We start from the raw sequence: 24,734 nt of genomic DNA on the forward strand, positions 1-24,734 counted from the left end.
GCACAACCATTGGGGTCAAGAACGACACGAAATATCGCCCTGTCGGAAAGCAATACCTGTGTTCGCGGAGCACCGGCTTTGCCGCCCAACGGGGCCTGGTCTATTAGTGACCAACCGCACCTGTTCCACGATAGGAAGGGCATCTGATTGACACTAAATCGCCACCCCTGGAATGCTGCGGTAGTACCGATACACAGGCGCCTTCGATGATTGATTTTTACGACACCAATGCCGAGCAATTCTTGAAAGACACCCGGCACGTTGACATGTCGGCGCTGCGCGACCGATTTCTCATCTTACTACCGCAAGCCCCTGGCGACACGGTGCGCATCCTTGACGCAGGGACCGGATCGGGCCGCGACGCGCGAGCCTTCCACCGCGCTGGATATCAGGTGGCCGCCTTCGACGTCTCGCCCACCATGGTGAAAGCAGCTGCGGATTTTGCCGGGCTTCCTGTGCAGCAAATGCGGTTCGAAGACTTCTCCTGGGACCACTCGTTCGAGGGGATATGGGCCTGTGCTTCGTTACTTCACGTCGCGCGCAAGGACCTGCCCTTTGTCATGCGCCGCCTCGCCGACCACATGGTCACAGACGGCATTCTCTACGCGTCCTTCAAGCTCGGGTCCGGCGACCGGCAAAAGAACGGACGACATTTCACCGACATGACCGAAGAATCTTTGTCGGCGCTCCTGGACGAATGCCCCGCACTGCGGCAGGTTGAACTGTGGCGGACCAACGATCGCCGACCTGATCGAAAAGAAGATATTTGGCTCAATGCCTTGCTAAGAAAATCCTGACGCGTGCCCGCTGAAATTTCCGCCACCACCCCATGTCCGTTGTGCACCCCGATCATGGATACCGTGATCGAGTGTGATACCCAGGTTATCCTGATCCGGAATGGTGGTGGCCTTGTCCTTGCACCGCGTCGGCACGTGAAGCGCTGGCGTGATCTGACCGAGGCGGAGCAGATTGCTCTCATGGCGCGCGTGACCCCGGCGCAAAAGCTTTTGGAAACGGATGAAGGTCAGGCCCCGGTCGCCCTCATAGAGACCGAACCTCATTTCCATCTCCGGCTGGAAGCGCCCGCCACCGCAATCGGCCCCATACCCGGCGCGCCACATGACAGCCCGCTGATTTCCGGTGGCGATGACGCCCTCCATGCTCATCTGCGCCCCCTGATCGACCAGGCGCAATCCATCGATCTGGCAGTTTCGTTTCTCATGACCTCGGGCGCGCGGCTGGTCCTGCCGCATCTGCGCGACTTGTTGGACCGCGGAGGGCGGCTACGGCTGCTCACTGGCGACTATCTGGACGTGACGGAGCCGACGGCACTGCGCCTATTGCAGGATCTCGAACACGACCGGCACCTCTACATCTTTCAGGCAGACCGCATTCCGTTTCACCCCAAGGCCTGGATGTTTTCCTTTGCGGACGGCGCAGGCGCCCTGATCGTTGGATCATCGAACCTGTCGCGGTCCGCTCTGACCGAAAGTGTCGAATGGAACCTGCGCCATTTCGACCGATCCGACGCCCTGCCACTGACAAATGCCCGCGCAGCCTTCGAAAACCTCCTGGCACGGCCTGAGGTCACCGATCTCACTGCCGACTGGATCGATAACTACGAGGCCCGCCGGATCGCGCCATTGCCTATGCAATCCGGCGTTCAAGCGGAAGCACCCGAAGACACTCCTAAGCCGCACGCTATCCAAAAAGAGGCACTCCACGCCCTCGCTGCGACACGCGCCAAAGGCTATCGCGCCGGGCTAGTCGTTCTGGCAACCGGCCTCGGCAAAACCTTCCTTGCCGCATTTGACAGCCAGCCTGCGGCGCGCGTCCTGTTCGTCGCCCATCGCGAAGAGATCCTGACACAAGCCATGGCTGCCTTCCGCGCGGTCCGGCCCAAAGCGCGGCTGGGCCGGTTCAGCGGCGGCGAGAAAGATTTCGGTGCTGATGTGCTCTTTGCCTCGATCCAGACGCTCTCGCGCACGCAGCACCTAAACCGATTTGCCCCTGACGCCTTCGACTACATCGTAGTGGATGAATTCCACCACGCCGCCGCCACGACCTATCGCAGGATCATCGATCACTTTACCCCGCAATTCCTGCTGGGCCTGACGGCAACACCAGACCGCAGTGATGGCGGCGATCTGCTCGGGCTGTGCGAGGAAAACCTCGTCTATGAATGTGATCTCTGGTCTGGCATAGATCGCGAATTGCTTTCTACTTTCAAGTATTTCGGCGTACCTGATCCGGTGGAATACGCGCAGATCCCATGGCGCAGCGGCAAATTCGATGAGGCCGCCCTGACCGAAGCCGTCGCCACGCAGGCAAGGGCTGAAAACGCGCTGGATCAACTGGCGCGGCGTGGCGGCAAAAAGGCGATCGGCTTCTGCGTCTCGCGCCGCCACGCAGATTTCATGGCTGAGTTTTCTTTGGCGCTTGGCTTGCGCGCTGTGGCCGTCCATTCCGGCGAGACATCGGCCCCTCGCGCCAGCGCGTTGAAAGCGCTCGAGAACGGAGACCTCGACATCGTCTACGCGGTCGACATGTTCAACGAAGGCGTCGATGTTCCCTCGATCGACACCGTATTAATGCTGCGTCCGACCGAAAGCCCAGTGATCTGGTTGCAGCAACTTGGACGGGGGCTGCGGCGATCAGCCGAGAAAACGCATCTGGCTGTTATCGACTATATCGGCAACCACCGCATCTTCCTGACCAAAGCCAGAACGCTGTTGCGCATCGGCGCAGGCGAAGGTGCGCTCCGGATCGCTCTGGAAAAACTTGAACGCCATGAGATGAGCTTTCCGGCGGGTTGCGAAGTCACCTACGATCTTGAAGCCCTCGACATCCTCAAATCCCTGATCCGCCAACCGCGCGACGGAGAAGAACTGGCCGCCTTCTACCGCGATTTCCGCGACCGGCACGGGGTTCGGCCAACTGCCTCTGAAGTTCAGCACGCAGGGTTCAATCCTGGTCGAACTGGCCACGCTGGTTGGCTTGGCTTCGTCAACGATATGGGCGATCTGACGGGTGATATGCATGCCGCTTGGACCGTCCACAAAGGCCTCCTGGACGAGCTTGAGACCACGCGAATGACGCGCAGCTACAAGATGTTGGCCCTGCGCGGATTGATCGAGGCAAGCGCATTCCCGGGCCGCATTGCCGTTGCAGATCTCGCCGAACGTGTCAGTCGTCTTGCCCGGCGCAACCCCGAAATTAAATCGGATCTAAGCGTCGATCCCGATGACACTGCAGCGATCCGAACTTTGCTCACCAAGTTCCCACTAAAGCTGCTCGGCGAAACCGAATGGTTCCGCCTTGGTCCTGGAACCTTCGAGACAACAATCAGCGAAAGCCATGAAGCTCAGTTGTCAGCATTGGCGTCGGAACTGGTCGATTGGCGTCTACTTCGGCATTTTCAGACCCGAAGCATTACCTACGAGCAGGATGTCAATCCTTCATACGCGCCGGCAGCAGAGCCGCCAGGCTCTCGACCAGTCCCGCCCGCATTAGGTCCCAAGATCTGGGAAGAATACTCCCGCGAAAAAATCCCGCCTCTATTCGGCGCCGTGTTCAACACGGGCTCTTGGAACTCCGGCATCGTTGTGATCAAGGACGTCAAAGCCATGATCCTACTCGTCACCATGGACAAGAGCAGCATGTCGGTTGGCGATCACTACGCCGACGAATTCGCCAGCCCAACCCGCTTTGTCTGGCAAACCCAGACCAGCACCCGACGGGCCAGCAGCCGCGGCAAGATCATATCCGGAGAAGAGCCCGGCTGGACGATCCACCTGTTCGTTCGAAAATCCAAACTCCGAGATGGACGCGCCGCGCCATTCCGCTACGCAGGCCCCGTCCGTTTTGCCGGCTGGGACGGAGAGGCACCGATCACGGTTCAATGGGATCTGAATGAACCTGTACCCGAAGCCCTGAGGCTGCTGTTTGGCCTCGAGTGACAATTGTGCTTTGGGTAATTGCTGCAGGACGGGCGGGGAGCGGAAGTTCGCCGCACTCGGGAGGAAAGTCCGCAATACGAAGGGGAACATTCAAAAAGGCGTGCCGATTGGTTGAGCCAAAGCATTGATGATCCGGCCTACAAGCTCGCTGCGGCTTTGTGACAAGAGATGGATGATCGCATCAAGGAAGCTGTTATGCCAAGAAAAGACACCAGTTATTCAAGCAACTCATCGAAGGCATCAGCCACTGAATCAGCCTTATCGCGCCGGACATCCTTCTTATGCTGAGCGAGCAGTTTTGCCGACATGGCCCTACACCATTTCGGGCTCTTTAGATCGTTTTTGTAGTCGAAGTAATCGTCTTCTTCCGGCGCAAGCTCAGCATTCAGATCAATCGCAGCATTCCGAGCCAAGATCGCAAAACCTGCGGCAAGCTTATCAAGTTGGTCGTTCTTTGAGAACTCATCCAGTGATTTTAGGATATGCACACCCTCCGAGCTATCCTTAATGATTTGGATCACAGAAAAGAAAAGAAAATATTTTGTAAGGGCGTAATTTGCGAACGGTTTATTTTCCAGCTCGTCCAGGACTGTAGGTATCTCTTGAAAACATTTCCATAGTGCAAGAATTCTTGCACCTGTAACGCCCAGTCGACCAAAGATTTCCGAATGGAGGTCGTCCATGACTTTGTATTTTTGATGGCAACTCCAAGGCTGCTCAAGATCCGCAGCCAGCAACACCAAGCCAGCAGATTCGTTGGAAATAATTTCCTTCCCTTTATTGTTCTCGCCTTGCTTTATCTCATACGCAAAATTGCCATCACTTACTTTGCTAACTTCAGCTTTAAGACGTTGCTGCAAGTTGTGGTTTGACTTCATATCGCGCGCCTTGATCGCGTTCTGGTTATTGCTGTTGCGTGTGATTTTCTGGGATAGGGAAACGTCGCCTTTGACCTCTATGAGTTTGACAAGAATTTTCAGATCATCAGTGATTTTAGATCGCTCGGAGAGCAATGAGGTCAGACTTTGTGCGCCGTTAACTACCACATAGTCGTCTACTGAAATGGTTTGGTCACTTTCTTCGAGTATCTCTCGGCAAAGAACATTTATGCCATTGTGGTACAATGGAAAGTTTCCATGCTCTTTCTTTTCGCGAATGCTTGCCTTGATGCTCTTGTTAACCTTTGTGTTCCCCAAGGACAATCGGACGTTTTGCTCGAAAAGGGCGCCGTCGGAAATTCCCTTCATTTTTGTGAGGTTCAAGGCAGATGCGAGAAAAATTCGGGCGGAGGCGCCTCCAGCGTCATACTCGATGACATCGCTATCGGAAACGTCGAAATCAAACCTTTCGGAGATGCCACCGTCAACATCCAAATCGACATAATCCGCGGCAATCTCTGTAGCGTCATACAGATCGATAACCTCGGCTTTTTCAATGTAGTTGTAAGCATCTTCATTCGCCGGAACGTTGGTGATAAAGATACCTTGCACGTCATAGCCGGCGGCAACCTTCTCGGACACCTCATTTCTTGTTATCGCTTGCCTAAGTCGCTCGTTTTTTGTTTCTTTTGCGAGTTCCTCAATCTTCTCGGCACTATCAAATTGAACCAGAGTTCCGTAAAAATCCTTTAACTCAGTATCTCCAAGTGCAGCCTTGTCATTCGTTTTTGTCTTGGCCTGTATTACATAGACAACTTCGGAAATATCATCGACGTAAATTGCATCCACGCCTTTGTCGTGTTTCGCGTCAACGCAAGCATCATCGGCTGCAAATTCATCGAGCCTAAAAATGTTCTCAAGAAACCACTTTAGGAATCTCTTGGAAAAGTCAGGCGCACGACCAGAGTAGTGCTTTTCCAAGACGTTAGAGAATTCAGAGTGCCTGAGGTTTTTTGCTTCCATATTTTTGCGTCCTGGCCTTCTTGGCGGGGTGAAATGTTATCTTTGGATTTCTTCACCATAGAAGATAGCGTCGCAAAGGTCGACAACCGTCTCATCGTCATCCCGTGGCGATGTTTTGCGCCTGAAGTTCGCCGCGATCGAACTATTGTGTTGGCCATGTGCAAGCGGACGACTGTTGCGAGACTGACCATTGGGAAAGGTCTGAAGGTGTAGACAGAGCGGTCGGCCGAAAAGCCGCTATTGCGCATGACAGCAAGGAAAGGCGGCTCTGGGCCGGTCGGGCCAGAAGTCGCTTCCGATCACCTCGACTTTGCAAAGGGCGCTATCTGCGCTTCCCTGTCATTCGACCAGGGCGTAGCATTTGGTAAAGTGGGCTCCTTCCGGAAGTTCGCTACATCGGCACCGGCATGTGTTAGACTGCTGAGCCAACGTTTGGTTGGCGCTGTGGCAGGGCGTGGTGGATTGGAGGAACCATCATGCATACACCAAATTTACCTGCCATTCGCGCTCTCCGTCCCGCCTGGAACAAGGGACGCATAGTCGGTCAGAAACGGCCGCTGATGCCCAAACATGTCTGGGCGATCCGTGTGCGACTGGAGATTGCCGAGAACTATCGTGATTTAGCGCTGTTCAACCTTGCCATCGACAGCAAACTGCGTGGATGCGATCTGGTGAAACTGCTGGTGGCTGATGTTTTCGCTGCAGGTCAGGTCAAAGAGCGGGCCTCGATCATCCAGAGCAAGACGCAAAAACCCGTCCTCTTCGAGATCACCGAAGGCACGCGGAAATCGCTCCTGCGTTGGATGGATGAGCCGTTGATGATCGGTTCTGAATACCTTTGGCCTGGGCGGTTCCACGAGCGGTTGCACATCTCGACGCGACAATACGCACGCCTGGTCCGTGATTGGGTGAAATCAATCGGGCTGGAACCAAGCGCTTATGGTACCCATTCCATGCGTCGTACCAAGGTGGCGCAGATCTACCGAAAGACAGGCAACCTGCGTGCGGTGCAGTTACTGCTCGGCCACACCAAGATGGACAGCACCGTGCGGTACCTGGGCGTAGAACTTGAAGACGCCTTGGCAATCGCGGAAGCCGTAGAAATCTGAAGACTTGGGCCGTCTTCACGGACGGCCCAGAACAGACAATGGTTAGTTACGTCATAAACGTCTGCTTTGGGTGCCACGTGTTACAAAATTTGACGCCTGAGGCACGAAGTGTCTCGGCTCAGATATAGTCAAACGCCCATTCGTTGTAACCCCGCTCGCCTCGATACCAAATCACCTGATCAGCACCATTCTCGCCATGGTTCCAACGTTGTTTTTGCCCTTTCCCCATTGCATCTCTCACGATGGCCCTGCGTTTCTGACTTAGCAGAATCTCGCGGGTTAGCCGGTCTTCGTTCCATTTATGGGCAACTTCTTCGCGAAAGCGGGCAACAACCTCCTGATGATTGGCACACGCTGCCAGGTTGATCCTTTCGTCTGGATCATCTTCCAAATCGAAAAGCAATTCTCCATCATGCGACGAAGAGATAAACTTGAACCGCCCGCGACGGATCATGAAGATCGGCACCGGCGTCGCCTCGGCCAGATATTCGGCATAGACGGCACGTTGCGGTTCAGGATCGCCCTTGTCGGTCAGGCTCAGCAGATCGCCACCCTCCAGCGGTTCGCTCAACTCCTCGACGCCTGCGATCGCATTGAAGGTGGGCACCAGGTCCACCAGCGAGGTCAGCTCACGCACCCGCTGCGGATCCAGCCCCGGGGCGGTGACGATCAGCGGCACGCGCAGCGATTTCTCGAAGAAGTGCTTCTTGAACCACATGCCGCGTTCGCCCAGCATCTCGCCGTGGTCCGAGGTGAACACGATCACCGTGTTCTGATCTGCGCCGGTCGCCTTCAGCGCGTCCAGCACCCGTTTCACGAGGCTGTCGATATAGCTGATCGAGCCGTAATAGGCGCGGATCGCGCGCCGCACATCCTCGTCGCTGAACCGGATGCCCAACATGCCGAAATCCTTGAGCAGACGCGCGGAATGCGGATCGTGCTCCTGCTCTGGCAGGGCGGGAACGCGCGGCATCGGAATGTCCACATCCTCGTAGAGTTCCCAGAACTCCTTGCGGCACAGATAGGGTTCATGCGGATGGGTGTACGAAACCTGCAGGAAGAACGGCCGGTCATCCTCTGATCGCGCCATGTCAAAGATGTGCTGCACCGCCTTGAAAGTGACCTCTTCGTCATAGTCGATCTGGACGGTCCTTTCGCAGACCCCGGCGATGCGCACGGCGCGCGGATCATTGGTGTCGCGCTTGCCCTCATTGTTCCAGTTCGGCACCCAGGCAAAATCCGCCGGGTACAGATCCGCTGTCAGACGCTTTTCAAAGCCGTGGAACTGGTCCGGTCCGATAAAGTGCATCTTGCCCGACAGCGCCGTCTGATACCCCGCCGCGCGCAGGTAATGCGCATAGGTCGGGATCTCGGCCGAGAACTCTGCCGCATTGTCATAGGCCCCGACCTTGCCCGCCAACTGGCCCGTCGCCATGGAAAACCGCGAGGGCGCGCAAAGCGGGTAGTTGCAATAAGCATTTTCGAACACCGCACCGGCCTTGGCCAGTGCGTCGAGGGTGGGCGCGTGACAGATCTGGTCGCCGTAGGCGCGCAGGGCGCCCGCTGTCAGCTGATCGACCTGAATGAATAGGATGTTTGGACGGTCAGACATGGATTATCCTTTGTTGACCAGCGCGCGCAGGGCGCCGACCGGTCCGGTTTCGTACCATTTGCGGTGGTTTCGGTCGCGGGCCGAGATGCCAAAGCTTTGCGAAGTGCGGTCGATGACGATGGCCAGAAGGACGATGCCCAGACCGCCGACAGTGGCCAGCCCCATGTCCAGCCGCCCGATCCCGCGCAGCACCATCTGGCCCAGCCCGGTGACAGAGATCATCGACGAAACGACGACCATGGACAGCGCCATCATGATGGTCTGGTTCACCCCGGCCATGATCGTGGGCATCGCCAGCGGCAGTTCAACCTTGTACAGCGTCTGCCGTTTCGAGGCACCAAAGGCCCGCGCCGCCTCGACCATATCGGCCCGCACCTGTCGGATCCCAAGATTGGTCAGGCGCACCACCGGCGGCAGGGCATAGATGAAGGTCACGATCACGCCCGAGACATTGCCGATGGAGAACAGCATCACGATGGGCACGAGGTAGACAAACGAAGGGATCGTCTGCATCAGGTCAAGGAAGGGTTGCAGCACCATCCAGAAGCGGTCGTTCTTGGCCGCGAACACGCCCAGCGGGATGCCGATCAGCGAACAGAAGACCACGCAGGTCAGCACGATCGACAGGGTGGTCATGCTTTCTTCCCACGCGCCCATCAGACCTATGCCCAACATGCAGGCCAGCGAGATCAGGCCCAGCTTGCGTCCCCCCGCCTGCCAGGCGATCAACACGATCAGCGTTAGGATCAGGAGGTCCGGCGCCTCGGTCAGCCCGTCTTCCAGCCCGGTCAGAACGATGTCGAAGGGCACCTTGATCGCCTGAAAGATGAACCGGAAATTGGCCACGACCCATTGCAGGGCGCTTTCGACCCAGAGGCCAACCGGCACCCATTCCTCGTCAAAGATGTTCCACAGGTCCATGACGTCCCCCTATCCGCGCAGCGCCGTCAGCGCGGCCTTGATGGTGATCTGCCCCACCGGCGGCCCATCCGGGCTGACCACGGTGACGGGGTCCTGATCCTCCATGAAAAATTCGATGATCTCGCCCAGTTCGGCGTTCAGTGCGACCTGCTTGGCCGTCGGCTCGCGACCGTCCAGCCGTTCCATGATGGTTTCGGCCCGCACCAGACCCACGCGGCTGATGCCCTTGACGAATTCGGCCACGTAGTCATCCGTGGGCTTGGTGACGATTTCCTCGGGCGTGCCGATCTGCACGATCTCGCCATCGTTCATGATCGCGATGTGGTCGCCCATGCGGATGGCTTCGTCCAGGTCATGGGTGATGAACAGCGTGGTCTTGTCCATATGGGCCGAGAGATTCAGGAACTGGTCCTGCAACTGCCGACGTATCAGCGGATCCAGCGCCGAGAACGGTTCGTCCATCAACAGGATTTCCGGGTCCGCGGCCAGCGCGCGGGCAAGGCCCACCCGCTGCTGCATTCCTCCTGACAACTGGTCCGGGTAATGGTCGATCCAGCCGCCCAGATCCATCGCCTCCAGCGCCTTTTTGGCGGCCGCGCGCCGCTCGGCCGCGCCGATGCCGCGCACCTCAAGCCCGAAGCCCACGTTGTCGCCCAGCGTCCGGTGCGGCCACAGCGCCATGTGCTGGAACACCATGCCGATGGTCCGCGACCGCAGGTCCAGCAGTTCGGTCTCGCCCATCGTGTCGACGCGCTGCCCCGCAACATGGATCTCGCCCGAAGTCGGGTCGATCAGGCGGTTGACGTGGCGCACCAGCGTCGATTTGCCGGACCCCGACAGGCCCATGATGCAAAAGATCTCGCCCTTGCGGACGCTGAAGCTGGCATTGCGCACACCAAGGACGCAGTCAAATCGGTCGCGCACCTCTTCCTTGCTCAGCCCCTCGGCCAGCACGGCTTTCATCGCCTCGTCCGCCCGTCGCCCGTAGATCTTCCACAGGTCACGGCATTCGATTTGCGCATCGCTCACGACGCACTCCTTTCGGGGAAAAAGGGCGCGACCTGGGCCGCGCCTGCCAGTTGGGGGGAGTGACTCAGTTGGCCTGTTTGGCCTCGGCGATCCAGCCGTCAAAGACGTCCTGGTTGGCAGCAACCCAGTCGGACGCATGGCGGCGGAAATCGTCCAGCGTGTTCTCTCCGTCGCGCAGCTTGACCTGTGCTGCGTTCACCGCGCCAATCGGGATGTCGACCAGTTCGAACAGCTTTGCCGCGGCCGGGTTGTCGTCGAGAAAGTCATTGTTTGCGACGATGTAGACGTCGTTTACCGGAAAACCCGCGTCGAAGTCTCCCTCACTGGGGACCCCGATCTGAACCACGTCCGTTCCCGGCACCAGCACATCGCTGATCCAGTTCGGCGTCCAGGTGTAGTAGAGGATGGCGCCGCCCTCGTTATAGCGGGTGATGGTGTCGGCCATGATGGCAAAATAGCTGCCCTGATCGTGCTGGATCGTGTCGCGCAAACCGTAGGCATCGAGGTGATCCTCGATGGCCAGTTCACAGCCCCAACCGGGGTTGCATCCCGACAGGTTGGCGCGCCCGTCACCGTCGCTGTCAAAGATTGCCGCCAAGGCCGGATCGGTGAGTTGCCCGATATGGGTGATCCCGTTGGCCTCGGCCGTTTTCTTGTCGATGTAATAGCCTTGGCCAGCGCCCTTGATCGCGGCATTCACCCGCGTCATCACACTCTCGCCGCCCAATTTGTCGAAAAAATCGTTATGCAGCGGCTTCCAGTGGTTGAAGGTATAATCCGCATCGCCGGACGCAACGGCAAGATGCAGCGCCGGGAAATCCGCCTCCAGCGTTTCCTCGACCTCGTAGCCAAGTGCTTCCAGACCCAGTTGCAGGACCATGTGCTGAAACCAGGCGTTTGCAGGTGAGCCCTTGATCGGGGAGACCGTCACGCCCGATCCGGGCAGTTCCTCGCTCGATGCAGGCACTGCGAGCGTTGCTGATAGCGCCGTTGCGAGCGCAAGATTGATAAACTGTTTCATGTTGTCCTCGCGTGGAATGCGACCCGTTCCAAGCCGCGACTGATACTGCCTTGAATGATTTTTCAAGGGCGTCGGTTTGTGAAGTTCCAAAATCCGGCGCAATCTGTTAACCGGAGCGTTATGGCAAACCTGCGCAAGACCCTTACGAAATTACCGCATCTCATCACTTTCGAAGCGGCGTGCCGACACTCCAATTTTACAAGAGCGGCAGAGGATCTGGGCGTGACGCGAGTCTCGGTCAGTCGACAGATTGCCGAGTTGGAAGAGGCACTTGGAGCCAAACTGTTCTACCGCGATCACCGCAAGGTCACGCTGACGCAGTCCGGGCGTGCACTCGAATCCGAGGTGTCACCCGCCTTGCACCAGATCGCCTCTGCACTGAAATCCGTTGCTTCCCGCGCCGGCGATGAGCGTCTGACTGTCACCACGACGTCGGCTTTCGCCACGTATTGGCTGATGCCGCGGCTTGTTGACTTCAGCAACCAGCACCCGGAAATCGAACTCAACCTCGTGGTTTCCGACCGCATGTTGGACCTGGAAGCCGAGGGGATCGACATCGCAATCCGGTATGCGGAGACGCCACCTCCATGGGGCAAGGTAATACCCTTGATGCGAGAGCGGATTTTTCCCGTTTGTAGCCCGCTGTACAAAGCACACACTGATCTCACGTCCCCTAAAGATCTGCTGAGGGAAAATCTGCTCCACCTCTCGGGAATCTATCGCCCGGGTGCCCGTTGGCCGAACTGGTTTCGCAATTGCGACATTACTCCGCCACCCGAAGCCAGTGGTGTTGTGCTGAACACCTACATCAACATGCTTCAGGCGGCGATTGCAGGGCAAGGCGTTGCCCTGGCAGGCAATCCATTGATCGACCCATATTTGAGTGATGGGTCTCTGAAAAAACTGGAGGATTTTCCGGAAATCGAGAGGGATTACTTTTTCCTGATCGACGCCACGGACAACCGAAAGGACGCGCAGGTGTTTTGCGATTGGGTAAAGGAAAAAGCGCAGTTGTTTTCCCAATCCACTTAACCGGATCAACGACGAGTTCTTGTAAGCGGATATTCAGGTTTTGTGCAGCGAATGACGGCTCTGGGCCGTTAGTGAATGCAGCCAAGATAGTTCTCGCCGAATCGCTCCATCGCGGCGATAGAAATCGTTTCGCCCACACTTTCGTCAACGAACAAGCCCCAAGGATAGACATCAACGTTTGCTAAGTCGAAGTCATCCTTGGGGTTTGCCTTGTTCTGGCTTAGAAAAGCGCAGCGAATACCAGCCCACATCTCAAACCCCAATTCGATTTCCAACCCATGGTAGACGCTGTCCATCGGGTTGTTGAAAACGATCATCTTGGTGACATGCCCAAGTTTTTCGAGCAACATCGTGCTGCAAGTATGCGCTACAATGTCAGCGAGCTGTATGCCCAGAAGATGCCGCGAGTCCTGTTCGAAGTGAAACTCACAACACGCAAGCGCAACTTCACTCCCAGCCAATTCATATGCGGCCTTCTTTGATGAAAATAACCCTTCGTCGAAGAATACCTGGTGTCGCTGTTCGGTGAGGTCGGGATGGTCAAGCGCGGTGCTCAAAAGTTTCAGAGCCGCAGGCCCCAAATTCTTGTCGCCATCCACCACGCAAATGGCAATCTTGCATTTTCTACCAATGTACAACTTCAATGCGCTACGCAGCGCTTGCAGTCTATCATCGCCTTTCATCTTGGCCGAAGACTTATACTCAAACGATGATGGGTCAAAACCGCTTCTATTAAAGATTTTGGCAATTTCCTCTGTTGGATCATCATCGCAAATAACGAACGCAGCCAACGAAAATCCAAACTGATGATGTTTGCTATCATCTAAGTACAAGTATGCCATGCCGCAACATAGGAGACTATTGCCTTTGTGGGAAGTGCTGACGACTAACTCACCTCTGCCTACCCGGCTTTGCGATCTGGCATGACTGAGCATGGTGCCATGGATGAACGGTCCGGAGAAGCTACGCCACAGCGAGGGCCATCTTGGCGAAGGGTCGCAACGGGCCGCAAGCTCGGAGAACATGCTCGATCACTTCACCTATGCCCGACCCAGCCTCGATCATCCGTGAATGCGCGCGCTTCGGCGATTTGGGTGGGGATGTAGTCGCCCGGAGACGCGCTCAGGCCTGCAAACGGATTATGTGCTGCTGCGAGCAGGATGTTCGTCCGGCCCAAGGCGTTGATCTCGCCTTGCACGACCTCGACATGGGGATACAGGCCGCGAAGGATCGCGTGGACGCCGCGGGCGAGGGGGCCGTTGGGGGCATCCAGGAGGTTCACATAGATGGGGCCATCGACGATCTCTTGCAGGCGGGCGAAGGTTTCATGGGTGGCGAGGTGCGCGGGGACTGAGCTGGAGGAGAACGCATCCATCACGGCCGCGTCGAAGCGGTGCCCTGTCTCGTTCAGGTAAACGCGTCCGTCCGCGTGGACGATACCAAGTCGGCCTTCGGCGCCTTTCCGACCGACCTCATATCCGGCTTCAGCGAGCATGGCTGACGCCCGTGGCATGTGCTCGCGCACGACCTCTGTCACCAGCGGGTCGATCTCGACGGCCACAGCCTGTGCCTCTGGCCGCGAGGCGAGCAGCTTGGTGGGCAGGGAATAGCCTCCACCGCCGATGAACAGCACCGATGCCTCGGGTCCCAGATCCTGATCCATGCGTGCCCAGAGCCAATCGGTGTAGCTCAGGGCCAGTTCCACCGTGTCTTCGCCCGGCGTGATCCGCTCCGCGGCCTGGATGGTGCCGTCCGAGATCAGGCGCACCTCGGCGCCGCGTTGCGCAACATGGAGGCAGGACAGGCCGCTTTCGAATTGGCAGGCAGGCGATCCCGCGAGGCCCGCGAAGGCGACGAAGGCTCCCGCTGCGACAGTCACGCCCGTCTGGCCCCGCTCCCCGCCCCGCACGAACGGCAGGCAGAGCAGCGCCACCGCCCCGCAGGCGGCGAAGGTCGCCGTCGATCCGATCAGCGGCAGGGTCACGAACCCGGCGAGGATCGCGCCAAAGATCGCGCCAACCGATCCGGCCGCCAACACAAAGCCCAGGGAAGATCCCTCTCGGCCCGGCCGCGCTTCGATGGCGAGCTTGGCCAGCAAGGGCGATGGCAGCGTCACGCAGACCGAGGCCGGGAAGAAGACGAGGAAGACGCTGATCATCATGCCATCCGTGCCGCGCGCACCCCATGAATGGAACAAGCCCAGCAGCGTCGGCGACACCGCCATCAGCACCGCCGTCGCGACAAGCGCGCTGCGGACGTTCTTCAATGCGATGGCGCGCGGGCGCTCCGCGATGATCCCGCCGAGCGCGCTGCCCAGGGAGAAGCCGCCCAGCACCGTCGCGATAACGGTTGTCCAGGTCAGCAGCGACGTGCCGAAGAACGGCGCGAGCACGCGGCCCGCGGCGATCTCGTAGGTCAGGCCCACGGCGGACAGGACGAGGATCAGGACGATGGTGACGGGAAAGCGGATGGGGATCTCCTTGTCGGTTTGGATGATAAAGGGCCAGCGCCCCTCCGTTCATTTGACGTAGCGGGTTTTGTCGGAAAATCATGGTTTTGCGGACGCAAAGATGGACGGGGCCAAGATTCTGCTTCCGCTGCATCCGGAACGAACGATCTTCTGCCTGAGCGTTCCAGCCAGCGTGACGACAAGGCCCAGGCCGGGGCCTTCGACGCACTCTGGTGGTTCCGCTCAAAGACACGCGCCGCCGCAGACGGCGCAAGAACCGGAACGAGGCGCCTGATGCCGCGGGCGCCTCCTCCTTCTCAATACCCCGAAACCACCAATGGAGCCGCTGAACGACAAGCCAAACCTCCCCGACAATTTTTTCCAGAATTCGCTTCGCCCCTCGGCGATGTGGCCAATCTCATTTTTGCCAAGGCGCAGATAGGCACTGCGCGGCGGTCTTGAATGCCGACCCGAAAACTGTCGGCGCAGCAACCCCAACGGCAAACGAAGGAGACTGCCGATGCCCAAAGACCTCTTCCATGTCGCGCCCGCCGCGACGTTCATTGTCGCCCACTGCACCGCGCTGGACAACGCGGCGCTGCTGCTGGGCGGCCCTGCGGCACAGAAGCGCCTGCGCAAGCTCGTGGACGAGTTGACCACAGCGCCGATGCTGACCCGCCGCCATCACCGCGAACTCGACGCGCTCGAAGACCTGCTTTCGCTGCGCCATGTGCATGATGAAGACCGCATCGAGGCCGCGCGGTTCGCGGCGATCGACCCGTGCGATCCGGTTGTCGAAGACATCTGCATGTTGCTTGACGGCCTTCATGAGGCGCGGAAGCAGGAAATCTGGCTCGTCTGAAGCCCCCGGCGCCATGTGGCGCCGTCCTTGTTGCGGTCATGAGAGCCGCCGTCCCCCGGAACAATCAAGGAGCCAGATATGTCCTCATCCTTTTCCACCGAAGATATCGCCCTGCAGGCCATGCTCGACTGCGCGGCCTTGCGGGAGTTGCTGAACGGCGCGCATGACCTGCTGACCGTGTCGCTGCGCCACGGCTTCGGCAAACTCATGAAGGAAACCCAGGAGGCCGGGATTTTCGATCCCGCCGTGCTGGACCATGCCTGCGCGCTGCAGCAGCGCCTGATCCGGGACATCGACAGCTGCGGCGGCGCGCCGATGCCCGCGCGAAGCGACGAAGGCGATCTGCTCTGGCTCGGCGGCACGGATGAAAGCCGCGCGCTGTCCGAGGTCGAACGCTGCCTCGATCAGTTTATCACCAAGGCCAGCTACGTCAGCCACGCGCTCGAAGCGGAGGTCGCCCTCGAACGGCGCGCACAGCTCGGCGCTTTCTGACGCCCAACCCACCCCGCAGACGAAAAAGGCCGGTCACGGATCACCCGTGGCCGGCCCTCTGTCGTTTACAGCACTTTGCGTTTCATCTGAGGAAGTCAGTATCGCGTTCCGCGTTCTAGCGTGAGCCGATAGAAGCGGGTTGCGATTCAAATCAAACGCAAAGTGCTTTCAGGCTCAGATCGCGCCAGAACACAGCGCGAAGCCGCCCAAAGCTTTCTTCAGCAAGCCCAGCCGTGTTTTCTTTGGCGACCCCGGGCCAGGGGCTACCTGCTTGAGCGAATGACCCGGAAATCCGGTGAAAACGGCCCTCTCAGGCCGCTCTCACACCAATGGTCACGTATCTCTTGTAAAATGGACACGAAACCCGGCGGAATGGACATGTTTCACTTGTCCCTACATCACCGCCGAAAGGTCGATAGCCTAGCCACACTTCGAATGCCCACAAGAGGCACAGGTCATGCAGCCCTCTACCATGCGCATGTCGTATTGCCCGCAATTGGGGCAAGCCGGGCCGCGGGGTTGGTCCAGGTTCACCACTTGGGCGGTCGGGTCGCTTTTCAGGCCCATGCCTTCGCCTTCGAGGAAGCCTGTCGCGATCATGTGGCGCTCGATAACGCCGCCGATCGCCGCGAGGATCGAAGGGATGTACTTGCCCTGAACCCAGGCGCCGCCGCGCGGGTCGAAGACGGCCTTCAGTTCCTCGACGACAAAGCTTACGTCGCCACCGCGGCGGAAGACAGCAGAGATCATTCGCGTCAGCGCCACGGTCCAGGCGAAATGCTCCATGTTCTTCGAGTTGATGAAGACCTCGAAGGGCCGCCGGCGGCCGCCGACGATGATATCGTTGATCGTCAGGTAGATGGCATGCTCACTGTCGGGCCATTTCAGCTTGTAGGTCGCGCCCTCGAGCGTCTGGGGCCGGTCCAGAGGTTCGGACATGTAGACCACCTCGGCGCCTTGGGCGCCTTCGCCCCGGACCTGATCCGGGGCTTCGCCGGGGGCCACGTCCTCGACCTCGGACACGCTCAGCACCGATCCCGTGACGTCGTTCGGACGATAGGTGGTGCAGCCCTTGCAGCCTGTCTCGTAGGCTTGCAGGTAAACATCCTTGAAGTCCTCGAAGGAAATGTCCTCGGGGCAGTTGATGGTCTTGGAGATCGACGAGTCGACCCATTTCTGCGCCGCCGCCTGCATCCGGACATGATCCAGCGGAGCCAGTGTCTGGGCATTCACGAAATACTCGGGCAGGGCGGCTTCGGCGCCAAAGGTCTCACGGTACATCTGCACCGCATAGTCGACGACTTCTTCCTCGGTCCGTGTCCCGTCCTTTTGCAGCACCTTGCGGGTGTAGGCATAGGCAAAGACCGGCTCGATCCCCGACGAGACGTTCCCGGCATAAAGCGAGATCGTCCCCGTGGGTGCAATCGAGGTGACCAGGGCGTTGCGGATGCCGTGTTCGCGAATGGCGCTGCGCACGTCCTCGTCCATGCCCAGCATCGTGCCGCTGTCCAGGTAAGCCTCGGCGTCAAAGAGCGGAAAGGCGCCTTTTTCCTTCGCCAATTGCACCGAAGCCAGGTAGGCGGCGCGGGCGATCCGGTGCAACCAGCACTCGGTCTGACGCGCCGCTTCCTCGGATCCGTAACGCAGCCGTACCATCAGCAGGGCATCGGCAAGGCCGGTCACGCCCAGCCCGATACGGCGCTTGTTCAGGGCCTCCTGGCGCTGTTCTTCCAGCGGAAAGCGCGAGGCATCGACCACGTTGTCCATCATCCTGACGGCGGTGGCGACCAGCTCGTCCAGCGCTTCTTCGTCGAGGTGTGCATCGCCGGTGAAGGGGGCGTTCACAAGCCGGGCCAGGTTGACCGAGCCCAGCAGGCAGGCGCCGTAGGGGGGCAGGGGCTGTTCGCCGCACGGGTTCGTGGCGGCAATCGTTTCGCAGTAGCTGAGGTTGTTGGCCTGGTTGATCCGGTCGATGAAGATCACGCCGGGCTCGGCGTAATCATAGGTGGCGCGCATGATCCGGTTCCACAGGTCGCGCGCAGGCAGCGTGTGATAGACGACCCCGTCAAAGACGAGGTCCCAGGGGCCGTCCGCCTTGACCGCCTCCATGAAGGCATCCGTGACCAGGACCGAGAGGTTGAACATGCGCAGGCGCGCGCTGTCGGCCTTGGCGCCGATGAAATCCTCGATGTCCGGGTGATCGCAGCGCATGGTTGCCATCATCGCCCCGCGGCGCGAACCTGCGGACATGATCGTTCGGCACATGGCGTCCCAGACGTCCATGAACGACAGCGGCCCGGAAGCGTCCGCCGCCACGCCTGCCACGGGCGCGCCCTTGGGCCGGATGGTCGAGAAATCGTAACCGATCCCGCCGCCCTGCTGCATGGTCAGCGCCGCCTCGCGCAGCTGGTCGAAAATGCCGCCCATGTTGTCGGGGATGGTGCCCATGACGAAACAGTTGAACAGGGTCACGCTGCGGTCGGTGCCGGCGCCTGCTGTGATCCGACCCGCGGGCAGGTACTTGAAGTCCTCAAGCGCTTCGTAGAACCGCTCTTCCCAGTGGGCCGGGTCCTTTTCGACCGTGGCAAGGGCCCTGGCGATGCGGCGCCAGCTGTCCTCGACGCTGAGGTCAAGCGGCGTGCCGTCCGCCTGTTTCAGGCGGTATTTCATGTCCCAGATCTGTTCGGCGATGGGGGCGGCAAAGCGGGTCATGGCGATTCCCTCAGGTGGCAGGCTGAACAATGTAGCTGCAACCCGAGTTTTCCACAACAGATTGACAGCCTTGCCGGCATGTCCCCCAGATCATGCGCCGAATGCAAGTGGTTTGCTCCGGCACATTGCCACTTGTTCAGAAAAAGAACTCGTCTCCGGGCACGTAATCCTCGATGTGCTGCGGACCCGGTTGGTCCTTCGGCTCTTCGGCGAATTTACGGCTTGCGGCGTTTTGAACGGCCTCGCTGGCGGCGCCAAGGTGGTCGAACGCGGCTTCCTGGACGATGCGATCCGCCAGTTGGTCGAATGTCTGCAGCACGGCGCGGTCATTTGCGATGAAGGGGCCGTTGTCCTCGCTGAAAAAACGAAAGCCGATGTCGTCGATGATGATACAGTCTTCGGGCATGGGTCTGGTCTCCTGGATGGGCGCCCCGAACCGAGGGGCGGGACTACTGGTCAAGGAAGTCTCAGGCCTGCACCGGTGTCAGCGGTGTGCCTGCCAATATCCCGCATCCGTCGCATTGCGGACAGTCAGGTTAACCTTGCCATTGCCCCGGCAGGTCTCTGCCGAACCGTGCGCGGCAGAACGCGTATTGCGGCGCCAGGGCCGCGGCCAGGGCCTCGTGCGCGTCACGGGGCAGGGCGGTCTCGACCGTGGTGGCATTCCGGCGCAGTCCGGGGCCCGGCGCCTGCCAGGGGGTGCCAAGAAAGTGACATAGCCGGGGCAGGGCATCGCCCTCCGCCAGATCCTCGTAGAAGAGGTACAAGAGATCCTCGGGCGCGAAACAGTCGTCCAGCGCCGTGACCGTCGCCCGATAGTCGCCCCGTGCCATGATCGCTGGCGCGCCCAGGGCGTCGCTCCAGGCCTGCGTGGCATCTTCGGTCAGGCCCTGCTGCTGCATGTGCCGCAATTGCGACCACAGCCGCGCGACAGGGTCGCGCAAGACGAACAACAGTTTCAGCCGGATGTCCTGCGTGGCGCAAAAGGCCCGCATCCGGGCAAAACCGGCCGTCCCCAGCACCGAATAGGCCGGGGTGACATCGCAAATCACCCGTGTCCGAGGCGTGCTGATCCGGGCCATGTGACCGAAATAGGCGTTTTCGTCGTAGATCATCTGTACCCGATCCAGCGCAGCCTGGATCATCGGCGAAACGGCCAGATGCTCTGCCGGGTGGCCCTCTTGCGACAGGAAAAGCGTCAGGCGACGAACTGCCAGAAGGTCGATGTCACTCAGGGCATGTTCCGGGTAACCTCGGTTGAAGAAATGCAGCTCTTTGAGGGGCGAAGGCGTGACGCCCTCCAGTTCGCCCATGTAGGCGTGAAGCCAGCTTGTGGCGCATTTCATGGCGCCGACGCAGACCAGCAGTGTCTTGCCGTCCAGCTCGGGGTAATGCCGGATATGCGCAAGCCCCTCCGCCATGCGCGCCTCCTGCCATTTCGCAACAGGAGGTCAGGCTGACACGGCGCCGGACAGCGCTCAAGCCCGCAGACGCCTTGCACAGGGCAAACCCGCGGCGGCGAAAATGCTGAAGAAACGGGCGAACTTGTTTTGCATGGATGGGTTCTGATCTCTTAGTTGCGAGTAATTCTCAATTTCATTGACTCTTGCGAATTAGTCGCACTATATCTCGCATGTAGAAACGCCTCGGCGAGTGCATCGCCGGGGTGTCGTCTTGAGGAGGTGCACAGTGACTTTGACCAAGCGAGAGCTTCTTGCCGGACTGGCGACCCTGCCGTTGGCACTGTCGGCCAAAGGCCTGGCGGCGCAGGGCGTGACAACCGTGGTCGCGACCACGGGCATGATCGCAGACGCGGCGCGGCAGGTCGGGGGCGATCTAGTCGAGGTCCGTGGCCTGATGGGGCCCGGTGTCGACCCGCACAGCTATCGCCAGACCCGCAGCGACATCGTGGCGATGGCCCGCGCGGATGTGGTGCTCTGGCATGGGCTCTACCTCGAGGCGCAGATGGAGGAGTTTCTTCAGGACCTTGGCGACCGTGGCACCGTTACCGCAGTGGCCGAGAGGATGCCGCGCGACCTGCTGCTGGCCCATGACGACTACGACGACAAGTTCGACCCGCACGTCTGGATGGTGCCCGATCTCTGGAAGCATGTCGTGGAAAACGTGCGCGATGCATTGAGCGCGGCCCGGCCCGACAGTGCCGAGGTCTTTGCCGCCAATGCCGCCGCGCACCTGGCAGAACTGGACGAACTGGCCACCTATGCCGCCGGTATCCTTGCCAGCGTGCCCGAGGAAAGCCGCGTGCTGGTCACGGCGCATGATGCCTTCAACTACTTCGGGCAGGCCTACGGGTTCGAGGTCATGGGCATCCAGGGCATCTCGACAGAGTCCGAGGCCGGGCTGCGCCGGATCGCGGATCTTGTGGATGTGCTGGTGGATCGCCGGATCGGCGCGGTCTTTGTCGAAAGCTCGGTCTCCGACCGCAACATCCGTGCGCTGATCGAAGGCGCCGCCGCCAAGGGGCACGAGGTTGTCATCGGTGGCGAGCTGTTCTCGGACGCGATGGGCGAGCCGGGCACCTATGTCGGCACCTATATCGGCATGATCGACCACAACGCGACCACCATTGCCGGGGCCCTGGGCGGCGACGTGCCCCCTGACGGCATGAAAGGATTGTTGAACGGATGACCGATCCTTCCGTGACCCTGGCCGCATCCGGCGGACAGACGGCGGCGCCGGTACGCCCGGATGCCGCCCTGAGCCTGCGCGGGCTGACGGTGTCCTACGGTGAGAAGCCCGCTGTATTTTCCGTCGATGCGGCGTTTCCGGCGGGCGAGATGACCGCCATCATCGGGCCGAATGGCGCCGGCAAGTCGACCTTGCTCAAGGCGGCACTGGGCGTGATCCCGCGGCTGTCGGGTGAGGTCAGCGTCTTTGGACAACCGATCGAGACGGTTCGCGGGCGCATCGCCTATGTCCCTCAGCGCGCCAGCGTCGACTGGGATTTCCCGACCACGGTGATCGACGTGGTGATGATGGGTCTGTATCGGCAGGTCGGCCTGCTGGGGCGGCTGACCGGCGCGCTGAAGGCGCGGGCGCTGTCCTGCCTCGACCGGGTTGGCATGGCCAGTTTTGCCGACCGCCAGATCGGCCAGCTCTCCGGTGGTCAGCAGCAACGGGTCTTTCTGGCACGGGCCCTGGCGCAGGACGCGGATCTCTACCTGCTGGACGAACCTTTTGCCGGGGTGGACGCCGCGACCGAACGGGCGATCATCGACGTGCTGAAATCGCTCAAGTCCGAAGGCAAGGCGGTGGTCTGCGTCCACCATGACCTGGCCACGGTGCGCGACTATTTCGACAATGTCTTCATGATCAACGTGCGCGGCATCGCCGAAGGGCCTGTTGCGACCACCTTCAACGGAGAAACGCTGAACGCCACCTATGGCGGGCGCCTGGCCGCGACGCACATCGATCAGTTGAATCTGGTGGAGGGCGCGTGACACCGCTGATCGAGGCGCTACTGCTGCAGGCGGGATACAACGCAGCGCTGGTCGCGGTGGGCGCCGCTCTGCTGGGCTTTGCTGCAGGCGCCGCCGGGACTTTTCTTTTCCTGCGCAAGCGCGCGCTGGTCTCGGACGCCGTCGCTCATGCCACGCTGCCGGGCGTCGGGCTAGCCTTCATCGCGATGGTCTGGCTGGGCGGGGACGGACGCAACCTGCTGGGATTGTTGACCGGGTCCGCCGTGACCGCCGGGATCGGCCTCTTGGCGGTGGAATGGATGACCCGGCGCACCCGGCTGAGCGAGGACGCGGCCATCGGTGCGGTGCTCTCGGTCTTTTTCGGGCTGGGGATCGTCATCCTGACCGTGATCCAGACCATGAGTTCCGGCCGCCAGGCGGGGCTCGAGAGCTTTCTGCTGGGCTCGACCGCCGGGATGCTGTTTCAGGATGCCATCGTGATCGCCGTGGGGGGCTCATTGGCGGTTCTGGCGACCTGGGTGATGCGGCGGCCGATGACGCTGGTGGCCTTTGACGCGGAATACGCGGCGGCGAGCGGCGTCAACGTGCCGGGGATCGACCGGCTAATGATGGCGCTGGTCATGGCGGTCACTGTGATCGGACTCAAGATCGTCGGGCTGATCCTGATCGTGGCGATGCTGATCATCCCGCCGGTCACCGCCCGGTTCTGGACAGAGCGCAGCCAGTCTCTGATCTGGTACGCCGGGGGCATCGGCGGTGTGTCCGGCTACCTGGGCGCGGCGTTTTCGGCCTCGGCCCCGGATCTGCCCACCGGGCCGATCATCGTGCTGGTCGCCGCGCTGCTGTTCCTGCTGTCGTTGTTCCTGGCGCCCGCACGCGGCGTGGCGGCAGCGGTGTTCCGGCATCGGCGCTTTCAGCGCAAGGTGCACCGGCGGCAAGGGTTGCTGGCGCTGGCACGACGGGAGCCGATCCACGACGAGTTGACCCTGCGTGTCCTGCGGGGTGAGGGGCTGATCCGTGCAGATGGCGTGGCCACCGAAACGGGACGGGCCCAGGCGGCCAAGATCGCCCGCGACGAACGCCGTTGGGACGTTGCGCGCGAAATCCATCAGGATACAGGGCTGACCGGGCGCTATGACGGGCTGACCCCGATCGAGGAGGTCTTTGCCCCTGACGAGATCGCCGAGTTCGACCGTCGCATCGGCGGTCCGCGCGCCATACAAGAGGGGCCGTGATGGGCAGCGAATTCGTCATGTTCTCTCTGACGCCGATGCTGATCGGCGTGCTGGCCTCTGTCGCCTGCGCCCTGCCGGGGAATTTCCTGATCCTGCGGCGGCAGGCGTTGATCGGCGATGCCATCAGCCACGTTGTCCTGCCCGGGATCGTGGTGGCTTTTCTGCTGACAGGCGTCGTGGCTGCGATCCCGATGTTGTTGGGGGCCGCCGGGGCCGCCGTGGTGGCGGTTGTTCTGATCGAGGCGATCAAGCGCCTTGGCCGGATCGAGCCGGGCGCGGCGATGGGCGTGACCTTTACCACGCTTTTTGCCGGCGGCGTCTTGCTGCTTGAACAAAGCGATACGTCCAGCGTCCACCTGGACGTGGAGCACGCGCTGATGGGCAATCTTGAATCGCTGGTCTGGCTGCGCGCGACGGACTGGTCCTCGCTGATCGATCCTTGGGCGCTGGCCGGCGTGCCCGAAGAATTGCCGCGCATTGCCGTGGTCTGCGCGGGCGTGATGCTGCTGACGCTGGTCTTCTGGCGCTGGCTGAAGATTTCCACATTTGACGAGGGCTTTGCCCAGGCTTTGGGCCTGCCGGTGGGTGCGATCGGCATGGGGCTGGTCATCACGGCTGCGGTGGCTGCCGTGGCCGCCTTCGACGCGGTGGGGTCGATCATCGTGATCGCCATGTTCATCTGCCCGCCTGCGGCGGCGAGGATGATGACCAACGGGCTGGAGCGGCAGGTCTGGTGGTCGGTGCTGTTCGCCGTGATATCTGCGGTGCTGGGGTATGTCCTGGCGGGCTACGGGCCGCTCTGGTTGGGCGGCGAAAATGCCGTCAGCGCTGCGGGCATGATTGCCACTGTTTCGGGGATCATCCTGGCGCTGGCCTGCGCCTTTGGCCCCCATCGCGCACGCGTGGGCGCGCGCGCAGAGGTCTGAAACGAAAAAACGGCCCGCATCAGGCGGGCCGAGT

General features: G+C 60.4%; 20 protein-coding genes. 10 read left to right on the forward strand and 10 right to left on the reverse strand.

Annotation, left to right across the window (positions count from 1 at the left end):
* The first annotated feature begins 206 nt into the window (after positions 1-206).
* Positions 207-797, forward strand: coding sequence for a class I SAM-dependent methyltransferase (locus ACQY5B_RS03655; RefSeq protein ID WP_420326332.1), 591 nt, complete (start codon positions 207-209; stop codon positions 795-797).
* A 54-nt stretch (positions 798-851) separates the two neighbouring features.
* Positions 852-3,959 carry a DUF3427 domain-containing protein gene (locus ACQY5B_RS03660; protein WP_420326330.1) on the forward strand — a complete coding sequence of 1,036 codons (3,108 nt, stop codon included), beginning with the start codon at positions 852-854 and terminating at the stop codon, positions 3,957-3,959.
* A gap of 215 nt (positions 3,960-4,174) precedes the next feature.
* Here ACQY5B_RS03660 and ACQY5B_RS03665 read toward each other — a convergent pair whose 3' ends face one another.
* Entirely contained in the window at positions 4,175-5,860 is a 1,686-nt protein-coding gene (locus ACQY5B_RS03665; RefSeq protein ID WP_420326329.1) for an AIPR family protein, read from the reverse strand.
* 476 nt (positions 5,861-6,336) lie between these two features.
* Between ACQY5B_RS03665 and ACQY5B_RS03670 the strand changes: the two genes are divergently transcribed.
* Entirely contained in the window at positions 6,337-6,969 is a 633-nt protein-coding gene (locus ACQY5B_RS03670; RefSeq protein WP_420326328.1) for a tyrosine-type recombinase/integrase, read from the forward strand.
* 118 nt (positions 6,970-7,087) lie between these two features.
* On the opposite strand, the gene betC is transcribed toward ACQY5B_RS03670, so the two are convergent.
* The 4 genes from betC to proX all read right to left on the reverse strand — a co-directional run bounded on the left by betC (position 7,088) and on the right by proX (position 11,552).
* Positions 7,088-8,581: a choline-sulfatase gene (betC, locus tag ACQY5B_RS03675; RefSeq protein ID WP_420326327.1), complete on the reverse strand. Its 1,494-nt coding sequence runs from the start codon at positions 8,579-8,581 to the stop codon at positions 7,088-7,090.
* Between the two features lie 3 nt (positions 8,582-8,584).
* The gene (locus ACQY5B_RS03680) at positions 8,585-9,502 is read right to left on the reverse strand and encodes an ABC transporter permease (protein WP_420326326.1); all 918 of its coding nucleotides are present in this window, start codon (positions 9,500-9,502) and stop codon (positions 8,585-8,587) included.
* A 9-nt stretch (positions 9,503-9,511) separates the two neighbouring features.
* Positions 9,512-10,531: a quaternary amine ABC transporter ATP-binding protein gene (locus tag ACQY5B_RS03685; protein ID WP_420326325.1), complete on the reverse strand. Its 1,020-nt coding sequence runs from the start codon at positions 10,529-10,531 to the stop codon at positions 9,512-9,514.
* 64 nt (positions 10,532-10,595) lie between these two features.
* Positions 10,596-11,552 (reverse strand): glycine betaine/L-proline ABC transporter substrate-binding protein ProX, encoded by a 957-nt coding sequence (proX, locus tag ACQY5B_RS03690; RefSeq protein WP_420326324.1) that lies wholly within the window; start codon positions 11,550-11,552, stop codon positions 10,596-10,598.
* 120 nt (positions 11,553-11,672) lie between these two features.
* On the opposite strand from proX, the gene ACQY5B_RS03695 reads away from it, so the two are divergent.
* Positions 11,673-12,584: a LysR substrate-binding domain-containing protein gene (locus ACQY5B_RS03695; protein ID WP_420326323.1), complete on the forward strand. Its 912-nt coding sequence runs from the start codon at positions 11,673-11,675 to the stop codon at positions 12,582-12,584.
* A gap of 68 nt (positions 12,585-12,652) precedes the next feature.
* On the opposite strand, the gene ACQY5B_RS03700 is transcribed toward ACQY5B_RS03695, so the two are convergent.
* Together ACQY5B_RS03700 and ACQY5B_RS03705 are read right to left on the reverse strand one after the other, a co-directional pair.
* Positions 12,653-13,426: a DUF3800 domain-containing protein gene (locus ACQY5B_RS03700; protein WP_421917710.1), complete on the reverse strand. Its 774-nt coding sequence runs from the start codon at positions 13,424-13,426 to the stop codon at positions 12,653-12,655.
* Between the two features lie 194 nt (positions 13,427-13,620).
* Positions 13,621-15,009 carry a fused MFS/spermidine synthase gene (locus tag ACQY5B_RS03705; protein ID WP_420326320.1) on the reverse strand — a complete coding sequence of 463 codons (1,389 nt, stop codon included), beginning with the start codon at positions 15,007-15,009 and terminating at the stop codon, positions 13,621-13,623.
* 544 nt (positions 15,010-15,553) lie between these two features.
* On the opposite strand from ACQY5B_RS03705, the gene ACQY5B_RS03710 reads away from it, so the two are divergent.
* Together ACQY5B_RS03710 and ACQY5B_RS03715 are read left to right on the forward strand one after the other, a co-directional pair.
* The gene (locus ACQY5B_RS03710; protein WP_420326319.1) at positions 15,554-15,895 is read left to right on the forward strand and encodes a hypothetical protein; all 342 of its coding nucleotides are present in this window, start codon (positions 15,554-15,556) and stop codon (positions 15,893-15,895) included.
* Positions 15,896-15,973: 78 nt separating this feature from the next.
* Positions 15,974-16,387 (forward strand): hypothetical protein, encoded by a 414-nt coding sequence (locus ACQY5B_RS03715; RefSeq protein WP_420326318.1) that lies wholly within the window; start codon positions 15,974-15,976, stop codon positions 16,385-16,387.
* Positions 16,388-16,807: 420 nt separating this feature from the next.
* Here the strand turns inward: ACQY5B_RS03715 and ACQY5B_RS03720 are convergent, their stop codons facing one another.
* The 3 genes from ACQY5B_RS03720 to ACQY5B_RS03730 all read right to left on the reverse strand — a co-directional run bounded on the left by ACQY5B_RS03720 (position 16,808) and on the right by ACQY5B_RS03730 (position 20,520).
* A complete protein-coding gene (locus tag ACQY5B_RS03720) occupies positions 16,808-19,099 on the reverse strand; it encodes an adenosylcobalamin-dependent ribonucleoside-diphosphate reductase (RefSeq protein WP_420326317.1) in 2,292 nt (763 codons plus the stop codon).
* A 136-nt stretch (positions 19,100-19,235) separates the two neighbouring features.
* On the reverse strand, positions 19,236-19,505 hold the full coding sequence (locus tag ACQY5B_RS03725; RefSeq protein ID WP_420326316.1) for a hypothetical protein: 270 nt from the start codon (positions 19,503-19,505) through the stop codon (positions 19,236-19,238).
* A 130-nt stretch (positions 19,506-19,635) separates the two neighbouring features.
* Positions 19,636-20,520, reverse strand: a complete 885-nt coding sequence (locus tag ACQY5B_RS03730; RefSeq protein WP_420326315.1) for a sulfotransferase — start codon at positions 20,518-20,520, stop codon at positions 19,636-19,638.
* A gap of 274 nt (positions 20,521-20,794) precedes the next feature.
* Between ACQY5B_RS03730 and ACQY5B_RS03735 the strand changes: the two genes are divergently transcribed.
* The 4 genes from ACQY5B_RS03735 to ACQY5B_RS03750 are packed head-to-tail and all read left to right on the forward strand — an operon-like array spanning position 20,795 to position 24,700.
* The gene (locus ACQY5B_RS03735) at positions 20,795-21,748 is read left to right on the forward strand and encodes a metal ABC transporter solute-binding protein, Zn/Mn family (RefSeq protein ID WP_420328713.1); all 954 of its coding nucleotides are present in this window, start codon (positions 20,795-20,797) and stop codon (positions 21,746-21,748) included.
* Entirely contained in the window at positions 21,745-22,560 is an 816-nt protein-coding gene (locus ACQY5B_RS03740; protein WP_420326314.1) for a metal ABC transporter ATP-binding protein, read from the forward strand. Before ACQY5B_RS03735 ends, ACQY5B_RS03740 begins: the two co-directional genes overlap by 4 nt.
* Positions 22,557-23,774: a metal ABC transporter permease gene (locus tag ACQY5B_RS03745; protein WP_420326313.1), complete on the forward strand. Its 1,218-nt coding sequence runs from the start codon at positions 22,557-22,559 to the stop codon at positions 23,772-23,774. The genes ACQY5B_RS03740 and ACQY5B_RS03745 overlap by 4 nt, the downstream gene beginning before the upstream one ends.
* Positions 23,771-24,700 (forward strand): metal ABC transporter permease, encoded by a 930-nt coding sequence (locus ACQY5B_RS03750; RefSeq protein WP_420326312.1) that lies wholly within the window; start codon positions 23,771-23,773, stop codon positions 24,698-24,700. Before ACQY5B_RS03745 ends, ACQY5B_RS03750 begins: the two co-directional genes overlap by 4 nt.
* The last annotated feature ends 34 nt before the right edge of the window (positions 24,701-24,734 follow it).

The sequence above is a fragment of the Antarctobacter sp. genome (genome assembly GCF_965277915.1).
In the GTDB taxonomy this organism is placed as follows: Bacteria; Pseudomonadota; Alphaproteobacteria; order Rhodobacterales; family Rhodobacteraceae; genus Antarctobacter.

Excerpts from the sequence above, each read along its gene's own strand:
- ACQY5B_RS03655 (WP_420326332.1), top strand. The coding sequence starts at position 207 with ATGATTGATTTTTACGACACCAATGCCGAGCAATTCTTGAAAGACACC.
- ACQY5B_RS03660 (WP_420326330.1), top strand. The coding sequence starts at position 852 with ATGGATACCGTGATCGAGTGTGATACCCAGGTTATCCTGATCCGGAAT.
- ACQY5B_RS03665 (WP_420326329.1), bottom strand. The coding sequence starts at position 5,860 with ATGGAAGCAAAAAACCTCAGGCACTCTGAATTCTCTAACGTCTTGGAA.
- ACQY5B_RS03670 (WP_420326328.1), top strand. The coding sequence starts at position 6,337 with ATGCATACACCAAATTTACCTGCCATTCGCGCTCTCCGTCCCGCCTGG.
- betC (WP_420326327.1), bottom strand. The coding sequence starts at position 8,581 with ATGTCTGACCGTCCAAACATCCTATTCATTCAGGTCGATCAGCTGACA.
- ACQY5B_RS03680 (WP_420326326.1), bottom strand. The coding sequence starts at position 9,502 with ATGGACCTGTGGAACATCTTTGACGAGGAATGGGTGCCGGTTGGCCTC.
- proX (WP_420326324.1), bottom strand. The coding sequence starts at position 11,552 with ATGAAACAGTTTATCAATCTTGCGCTCGCAACGGCGCTATCAGCAACG.
- ACQY5B_RS03695 (WP_420326323.1), top strand. The coding sequence starts at position 11,673 with ATGGCAAACCTGCGCAAGACCCTTACGAAATTACCGCATCTCATCACT.
- ACQY5B_RS03700 (WP_421917710.1), bottom strand. The coding sequence starts at position 13,426 with ATGGCATACTTGTACTTAGATGATAGCAAACATCATCAGTTTGGATTT.
- ACQY5B_RS03710 (WP_420326319.1), top strand. The coding sequence starts at position 15,554 with ATGCCCAAAGACCTCTTCCATGTCGCGCCCGCCGCGACGTTCATTGTC.
- ACQY5B_RS03715 (WP_420326318.1), top strand. The coding sequence starts at position 15,974 with ATGTCCTCATCCTTTTCCACCGAAGATATCGCCCTGCAGGCCATGCTC.
- ACQY5B_RS03720 (WP_420326317.1), bottom strand. The coding sequence starts at position 19,099 with ATGACCCGCTTTGCCGCCCCCATCGCCGAACAGATCTGGGACATGAAA.
- ACQY5B_RS03725 (WP_420326316.1), bottom strand. The coding sequence starts at position 19,505 with ATGCCCGAAGACTGTATCATCATCGACGACATCGGCTTTCGTTTTTTC.
- ACQY5B_RS03730 (WP_420326315.1), bottom strand. The coding sequence starts at position 20,520 with ATGGCGGAGGGGCTTGCGCATATCCGGCATTACCCCGAGCTGGACGGC.
- ACQY5B_RS03740 (WP_420326314.1), top strand. The coding sequence starts at position 21,745 with ATGACCGATCCTTCCGTGACCCTGGCCGCATCCGGCGGACAGACGGCG.